This is a genomic window from Streptomyces pseudogriseolus, from assembly GCA_002154585.1.
Taxonomy (GTDB): Bacteria; Actinomycetota; Actinomycetes; order Streptomycetales; family Streptomycetaceae; genus Streptomyces; species Streptomyces pseudogriseolus.
The window spans coordinates 1-8,275 of the sequence record MUNG01000266.1 but is presented as its reverse complement, the minus strand read 5'-3'; the positions used below and the strand labels follow the sequence as shown (position 1 = coordinate 8,275).

General features: G+C 72.7%; 6 protein-coding genes. 1 reads left to right on the top strand and 5 read right to left on the bottom strand.

Going from position 1 to position 8,275, the window contains the following annotated elements:
* Positions 1–34: 34 nt before the first annotated feature.
* From CCN29_RS22580 to CCN29_RS22570, 3 genes are all read right to left on the bottom strand, one after another.
* Positions 35–547, bottom strand: a complete 513-nt coding sequence (locus CCN29_RS22580) for a YbaK/EbsC family protein (RefSeq protein ID WP_006135832.1) — start codon at positions 545–547, stop codon at positions 35–37.
* 128 nt (positions 548–675) lie between these two features.
* Positions 676–2,901, bottom strand: coding sequence for an MMPL family transporter (locus tag CCN29_RS22575; RefSeq protein ID WP_031023039.1), 2,226 nt, complete (start codon positions 2,899–2,901; stop codon positions 676–678).
* Between the two features lie 112 nt (positions 2,902–3,013).
* Positions 3,014–3,616: a TetR/AcrR family transcriptional regulator gene (locus CCN29_RS22570; protein WP_006135834.1), complete on the bottom strand. Its 603-nt coding sequence runs from the start codon at positions 3,614–3,616 to the stop codon at positions 3,014–3,016.
* 222 nt (positions 3,617–3,838) lie between these two features.
* On the opposite strand from CCN29_RS22570, the gene CCN29_RS22565 reads away from it, so the two are divergent.
* Positions 3,839–7,099, top strand: a complete 3,261-nt coding sequence (locus CCN29_RS22565; RefSeq protein WP_086684068.1) for a S41 family peptidase — start codon at positions 3,839–3,841, stop codon at positions 7,097–7,099.
* Positions 7,100–7,174: 75 nt separating this feature from the next.
* Here the strand turns inward: CCN29_RS22565 and CCN29_RS36125 are convergent, their stop codons facing one another.
* Both CCN29_RS36125 and CCN29_RS22555 read right to left on the bottom strand, forming a co-directional pair.
* Entirely contained in the window at positions 7,175–7,351 is a 177-nt protein-coding gene (locus tag CCN29_RS36125) for a hypothetical protein (RefSeq protein WP_086016221.1), read from the bottom strand.
* A gap of 77 nt (positions 7,352–7,428) precedes the next feature.
* Positions 7,429–8,275 (bottom strand): SDR family oxidoreductase (locus CCN29_RS22555; protein ID WP_107481726.1); only part of this gene is annotated, 847 nt, incomplete at its 5' end.

Sequence of the window (8,275 nt, the reverse complement as noted above, 5' to 3'; positions counted from 1 at the left end):
GCCGCACGCGCCCGGGCGCGTCGACCCGCGCGGGTCAGCCCTCGCGTTCCCGCACATCCACCAGCGTCGCCCCCGCGTGGACGATCAGGTCCTTCGGGGGCATCGGGAAGACCGTGTAGGGGGTGCCCGCGGCGGCCCAGATCACGGGGTGGGTGAGGAGGGAGCGGTCGGCGAGGACGCGGGTGCGGGTGCGGTGGCCGAAGGGGGGTACGCCGCCGATGGCGTAGCCCGTGGTCTCGCGGACCACGTCGGCCTTGGCGCGGGTGACCCGGTCCGCGCCCAGTTCCTCGCGGACCCGGTCGAGGTCGACGCGGGACGCGCCGTCCATGAGGACGAGGAAGGGTTCGCCGTCGGCGGCGAAGATCAGCGACTTGCAGATCTGGCTGAGCTCGCAGCCGAGCGCGGCGGCGGCCTCGGCGGCGGTGCGGGTGGCCTCGGGGAAGCGGCGGACCTGGCCGGCCACGTCCTCCAGGCCCATCTCCCGCAGGGCCTCGGCGAAACGGGGGTGGGCCGCGGAGCCCTCGGTGTCGGTGGCTGAGGTGGTCATGCGCGGCACGTTAGCGGCCGGTCCCGGGGGCACGCGACCGCGTTCCGCGGGGTGGTCGCACGAGGAAGCCGGTGAGGGCGCCCCGTCCCCACGGAGCCCTCACCGGCTGGTCGTGACCGTCCGGGCGGTCAGGCCCGGACAAGTTCCTTGTCCTCGTCGTCCTTGTCCGCCGCGCGGTCCAGGGCGGCGAGGCTCTCGCCCTCGACGTCCACGTTGGGCAGCGCCCGGTCCAGCCACTTCGGCAGCCACCAGGCCTTCTCGCCGAGCAGCGCCAGGACGGCCGGGACGATCGCCATGCGGACCACGAACGCGTCGAAGAGGACGGCGGTCGCGAGGCCGAAGCCGATCATCTTGACCATGGAGTCGCTGGACCCGATGAAGCCGGAGAACACCGCGATCATGATGATCGCCGCGGCGGTCACCACCCGCGCGCTGTACCGGAACCCGGTGACGACGGCCTGCGCCGGCTTCTCGCCGTGGACGTGGGCCTCGCGGATGCGGGTCACGAGGAACACCTCGTAGTCCATGGCCAGGCCGAAGACCACGCCGACCATGAAGATCGGCATCATCGACATGATCGGGCCGGTCTCCTCGACGCCCATCAGGCCGGACAGCCAGCCCCACTGGTAGACCGCGACGACCGCGCCGAGGGCCGCCAGCACGGAGAGCAGGAAGCCGAGGGCCGCCTTCAGCGGGACCAGGATCGAGCGGAACACCACGATCAGCAGCAGGAACGCGAGCCCGACCACCAGCACCAGGTACGGCACGAGCGCGTCGTTGAGCTTCTGCGAGACGTCGATGTTCATCGCCGTGGCGCCGGTGACGAGGACGTCGGCGCCGGTGCCGTCCTTGATGTCGGCGCCCGCGGCGCGGATGTCGTGCACCAGGTCCTCGGTGGCGACCGACGACGGCTTGGCGTCCGGGATGACGGCGATCGTCGCGGTGTCGCCGGCCTTGTTGGGCGCCGCCGGGGCGACGTTCACGACGTTGTCGAGCGCCTTGATCTCGTCGCCGGCCTGCTTGAAGACGGCCTGCGGGTCGTCGCTGCCCTCGGCGTCGACGACGACCACGAGCGGGCCGTTGAAGCCGGGGCCGAAGCCCTCGGAGAGCAGGTCGTAGGCGCGGCGCTGGGTGGTGGACACCGGCTGGGAGCCGTCGTCGGGCAGGCCCAGCTCCAGGGAGCCGGCCGGGACCGCGGCGGCGCCGAGGCCGACCACGCCGAGCAGCAGCACGGCCAGCGGGCGGCGGACGACGAAGCTCGCCCAGCGGGTGCCCATGTTGGGCCGCTCCGCCTTGTCCTTGGCGTCCTTGGCGCGTCCGCCGCCGAGCAGCTTGCTCTTCTCGCCCGCGGGGCGGACCCGGCGGCCCGCGTAGCCGAGCAGGGCGGGGATGAGGGTGAGGGCGATGAGGACCGCGACGGCGACCGTGCCGGCGGCGGCGATGCCCATCTTCGTCAGCATCGGGATGTTGACGACGGACAGGCCCACCAGGGCGATGACGACGGTCAGGCCGGCGAAGACCACGGCGGACCCGGCGGTGCCGACGGCGCGTCCGGCCGCCTCCTCGCGGGTGCGTCCCTCGGCCAGTTCGGCGCGGTAGCGGGAGACGACGAACAGCGCGTAGTCGATGCCGACCGCGAGTCCGATCATCGAGGCGAGGATGGAGGTGGTGGAGCCCAGGTCGAGGGTGCTGGCCAGCGCGGTGATGGAGGCGACGCCGATGCCGACGCCGACGATCGCGGTGAGCAGCGGCAGTCCGGCGGCGAGCAGCGAGCCGAGGGTGATGACCAGGACGACCGCGGCGACACCGATGCCGATGATCTCCGCGGAGCCGGTCTCCGGGACGGCCTGGAGGGCGTCACCGCCGATCTCGACGGTCAGCCCGGACGCGCGGGCGTCCTCGGCGGCGGCCTTCAGGGCCTCGCGGGACGACTCCTCCAGCTCCATGCCGGAGACCTCGTAGGTCACCGAGGCGTAGGCGATCGAGCCGTCCCGGCTGACGCCGCCGCCCTGGTACGGGTCGCTGACCTGGACGACCTCGGAGCCGCCGGACAACTCCTCGACGGTGTCCTGGACCGCCGCCTTGTTGCCGGGGTCGGTCATCTTCTGGCCGTCGGGCGCCTTGAAGACGACGCGGGCGGTGGCTCCGTCGGCGCTGGTGCCGGGGAAGCGTTCGTCCAGCAGGTCGAAGGCCTTCTGGGCCTCGGTGCCGGGGATGGAGAAGGAGGAGTTGCCGGCTGCGGGCGCGCCGGCCGCGCCGGCGCCCGCTAGCGCCAGCAGCGCCACCCAGAAGAGGGCGACGAAGTGCCGTTTGCGGAAGGAGAACCGTCCGAGTCGGTAGAGGAATGTGGCCACGAGGGCGTACTCCCGGTCAGTCGTGAGTGCTTCAGGGCAGGGTGGATCAGCCCGACGACGTGAGCGGTGACGTCAGGAGGTGGCTGACTGTGGGTGCCGGCGGTGGGGACCGTCAGCGGGGTGGGGAGACTCCGAGGGCGGGGAGCACCACGGCGTCGACGTACGAGATGAGGAACGCCTGCGTGGGCGGCTGCTCGTCGATCAGCATCCGGGTGGCGAACGCGCCGATGAGCATGTGCACGATGTAGTCCAGCGCCGGGGTGTCCGGGCGGATCTCACCCCGGTCGACCGCACGGCCGATGATCCGGCGGAACTCGTCGATCTCCGGCTCCACCAGCAGGTCGCGCAGCGCCTGGCGCAGCTCGTCGTTCTGGTGCGCGGCCATCGACAGGGCCCGCATGAGAGCGACGTTCTGCGCCATGTCGCAGTCGTCCTCGCGGCCGATGATGGTGTGCAGATCACCCCGCAGGGACCCGGTGTCCACATCGGCGATGCCGCCCGGCTTCTGGCTGTGCATCGCCCGGACGACCAGCTCGGCCTTGCCGCCCCACTGGCGGTAGAGCGTGGCCTTGCTGGACCGGGTGCGGGCGGCCACGGCGTCCATGGTGAGGGCGTCGTAGCCGACCTCACGGAGCAGGTCGAGCACGGCCCGGTACAGCTCGGCCTCGCGCTCGGGGGTGATCCGGCTGCGACGTGATGTCGCGATGTCACTCATGCCGCCCACCTTTCCGCTCCGGTTCCCACCGCGTCAAAGAAACGACACGGTTTCGTACAAGACGAAGATACCCCGGCGCACTAACGAAACGAAACGGTTTCGTTCGTGTTCTGCGTCACGGTTGTCAGCACCGCGTAAACGGCGCGGCGAGGCCGCGGCACAGGACGCGTACGACTGCCCCACGAGTTGCTGCGGCCCGGCCCCCGGAAAAGCATGGGGAGGGTGACCTATCTGCGTCTGCCGCACCTCAAGGACGACCTGCTGTGCTTCGTGGCGGAGGACGACCTCTGGCTCGCCCCGCTGGACGGACCGGGCCGCGCCTGGCGGCTCACCGCCGACCGCACGAAGCTCGGCCACCCCCGCTTCTCCCCCGACGGCCGCCACCTCGCGTACACCAGCTGGCGCGCCCTCGACCCGGAGGTGCATCTGGTGCCGGTGGACGGCGGCCCCGCCCGGCGTCTGTCGTACTGGGGCAGCTCCGACACCCGGGTCTGCGGCTGGGCCCCGCCCGACGAACACGGGCACGCCGCGATCCTCGCCGTCACCTCGCACGGCGAGCCCTTCTCCCACTTCACCTGGGCCTACAAGCTCGGCCCCGACGGCAGCCCCGGACGCAAGCTGCCCTGGGGCCCGGTCACCGACATCCAGGTCGCCGACCTGGACGGCGAGCGCAGGTCACTGCTGCTGACCGGCACCCCGCCGCACGAACCGGCGTCCTGGAAGCGCTACCGGGGCGGCGCCACCGGACGGCTGTGGCTGCACGGGCACCGCCTGATGGAGGGGCTCGACGGCCATCTGCACTCCCCCATGTTCGTCGCCGGCCGCATCGCCTTCCTCTCGGACCACGAGGGCATCGGCAACCTCTACTCCTGCGCCCACGACGGCACCGACCTGCGCCGCCACACCGACCACGACGCCTTCTACGCCCGGCACGCCGCCACCGACGGCACCCGCGTCGTCTACCAGTGCGCGGGCGACCTGTGGATCGTGGACGACCTGGCGCCCGACGCGAAACCGCGCAGGCTCGACGTACGGCTGGGCGGCCCGCGGTCCGGCCGGCGCCCCTACCAGGTGCCCGCCGCGCAGCACCTGGACGGCCTGTCCGTCGACGAGACCGGCCGGGCCAGCGCGGTCGTGGTGCGCGGCAGCCTGTACTGGCTCACCCACCGCGACGGCCCCGCCCGCACCCTGACCGACACCCCGGGCGTACGGGTACGGCTGCCGGAGATGCTCGGCGCGGGCGGCCGGATCGCGTACGTCACGGACGCCGAGGGCGAGGACGCCGTGGAGATCGCCTCGCTGCCCCGGGCGACCGGCCAGCGCGCGCCCCGGAGGCTGGCCGCCGGGAAGCTGGGCCGGGTCCTCGAAATGGTCGCCGACCCCGAGGGGCAGCGTCTCGCCGTCGCCGCGCACGACGGGCGGCTGCTGCTGGTGGACACCGACGAGGCGACGGACGGGTCTGCTCCGAGGGCGGGGGAGGTCACCGAGCTGATCCACTCCGGGAACGGCCCGGTGCGGGACCTCGCGTTCTCCCCCGACGGCGGCTGGCTGGCCTGGTCCCACCCGGTGATCGGGCGCTCGCTGCGGCAGATCAAACTCGCCCGGATCAAGGACCGGCTGGTCCTCGACGTGACGAACGGCCGCTTCGAGGACGAGAATCCGGTCTTCACCCGCGACGGCCGCTATCTCGCGTTCCTGTCCTGGCGCGGCTTCGACCCGGTGTACGACGTGCACACCGGCGACCTGTCCTTCCCGCTGGGCTGCCGCCCGTACCTGGTGCCGCTGTCGTCGGCGACGCCCTCGCCGTTCGCGCTGAACCCCGAGGGGAGGCCCGCCGCCGGGGGGCTGGATCCGCTGGAGGAGGAGGGCGAGGAGGGCGGCACGGTGACCGTGGAGGCGGAGGGCCTGGAGAGCAGGGTGACGCCCTTCCCGGTGGCCGCGTCCAAGTACTCGGGGCTGTACCCGGTCGCGGGCTGCGGCCTGGTGTGGCTGCGCTGGCCGATCTCGGGCGCGCTCGGCGAGACGTTCGCCCACCCCGACGACACCACCGGCCGGCCCACCCTGGAGCACTTCGACGTCACCAAGGCCAAGAAGTCCGAACTGGTCACCCACCTCGACTTCTTCGCGGTCAGCGGCGACGGCACCCGGCTGGTCGTGGTGGACGAGGGCGAGCTGCGCGCGGTGCCCGCCACCGAGCCGGGCGACGGCGACTCCACGGTGTGGATCGACCTGCGCCGGATCAAGCACGAGGCGGACCCGGCGGCCGAGTGGCGCCAGGCGTACGCGGAGGCGGGGCGGCTGATCCGCGCCTACTTCTGGGAGCCGGACATGTGCGGCATCGACTGGGACGGCGTGCTGGAGCAGTACCGTCCGCTGGTCGAACGGGTCGCCTCCCCGGACGAGTTCGCCGACCTGCTGCGCGAGGTCCTCGGCGAACTGGGCACCTCGCACGCCTACGTCACCGCCGCCCGCCGCAACGAGGGTCCCCCGCACTACCAACGCCGCCAGGGGCTGCTCGGCGCCAACCTGGTGCACCGGGAGGCGGGCTGGACGGTGAAGCGGATCCTGCCCGGCGACTCCTCCGACTCCCGCGCCCGTTCCCCGCTGGCCGGCGCGGGCATCCGCGAGGGCGCGGTCCTCACCCATGTCGACGGCCGCCCGGTGGACCCCGTGACCGGGCCGTACCCGCTGCTCGCGGCGGCGGGCGGCACGACCGTGGAGCTCACCTTCGTGCCCGACGGCGAGGGCCCGCCCCGGCGGGTCGCGGTCGTCCCGCTGATCGACGAGACGCCCCTGCGCTACCAGGACTGGGTGGCCAAACGGCGTGCCGTCGTCCGGGAGTTGAGCGGCGGCCGCTGCGGCTATCTGCACATCCCCGACATGGGCGGCTCCGGCTGGGCGCAGTTCAACCGGGACGTGCGCATGGAGATGTCCCGGCCCGCGCTCATCGTGGACGTGCGCGGCAACGCGGGCGGGCACATCAGCGAACTCGTGGTGGAGAAGCTGACCCGCACCATCATCGGCTGGGACCTCACCCGCGACGCCCAGCCCGTGTCGTACGCCTCCAACGCGCCGCGCGGGCCCGTGGTGGCGCTGGCGGACGAGGCGACCAGCTCCGACGGCGACATGATCACGGCCGCGTTCAAACTGCTGGAGCTGGGCCCGGTGGTGGGGCAGCGCACCTGGGGCGGGGTGGTCGGCATGACCGGCCGGCACCGGCTCGGGGACGGCACGGTGATCACGGTGCCGATGAACGCGGCCTGGTTCGACGCGTACGGCTGGTCCGTGGAGAACCGGGGCGTCGACCCCGACCTGGAGGCGCTGCGCACCCCGCTGGACTGGGCCGAGGGCCGGCACGCGGTCCTGGACGACGCCGTACGGCTCGCCCTGGACCTGCTGGAGGCCAACCCGCCCGCCTCGCCGCCGGGTTACGCCGACGTGCCCGACCGGTCGCGTCCCGGGCTGCCGCAGCGCAGCGACTGAGGGCGTGAGAAAGGGGTGCCCCCTTCGCCAGGGGCACCCCTTCCTACGGCACGTCACTGCCCGGGTGCTTCGACGTCAGATCTCCTGGTCCTGGTCGAAGCGCTCCTCGGACTCACGGCGGCGCTGCGGGTCGGTCTCGTCGTCCCGACGGCGGCCGCGGTTCTGCAGCTGCTCCTTGCCCTGCTGGGCGCGCTGCTTGGCCTGCTGCTGGAACTGGCCGGCCTTCTCCTGCATCTGATCCTTCATACCCATGTGGGTTCACTCCCGTTGTGGGGTGGGGGGAACTTGCCCGACCAGATTCACACGGGGGGTCACCCTACGCATGTCGATCAGTCACGGACCGTAGCGCGGTGCTGTTCGTCGGCGTTGCCGCCCGCTCCGACCAGGCCGATGCGCAGCCCGTCGAGGCGGCCCGCGAACCGCTTCATCTCCCGCTGCCCGACGACGCCGACGAGCGCCGGCAGATAGCCGCGCACACCCTGCATGCCGCGCAGCCAGCCCTGCCCGTAGACGTGCGCGGCGCGCCGTTCGATGCCGGACACCAGCCGGTCCACGGCGGGTCCGAGCGGATAGGTCTTGTTGGCCGGCCAGGGCAGCCGCTGCCTCAGCTCCCGCATGACATCGTCCTGGTCGGCGCCGCGCACCATGTCGGTGTCGGTCCAGGACAGGTAGCCGACGCCCACCTTGACGCCCTGGTGGCCGACTTCGGCGCGCAGCGCGTGCGCGTACGCCTCCACGCCGGCTTTGGAGGCGCAGTACGCCGTCATCATCGGCGCGGGGGTGATCGCGGCGAGGGACGCTATCTGGAGCAGGTAACCGCGGCTCTCGGCGAGCAGCGGCAGGAACGCCCGCGCGGTGACGGCCGATCCGACGAGGTTGACCTCGATCACCCGCCGCCACGCCTCCGGGTCGGACTCGGTGAACGGACCGCCCGTCGCCACACCGGCGTTGGCGACCACGACGTCCACCCGGCCGAACCGCTCCCGGACCTCGGCGGCCACCTGGGACATGGCCTCCTGGTCGGTGACGTCCGCGTACCAGTGGCCGCTCTCGCCGTGCAGCCGGGCGGAGACGTCCTTCAGCGCGTCCGGTTCGAGACCGACCAGCGCCACCGTCGCGCCGCGCGCGGAGAGTTTGCGGGCGAGCAGCTCCCCGACCCCGCGCGCCGCGCGACGG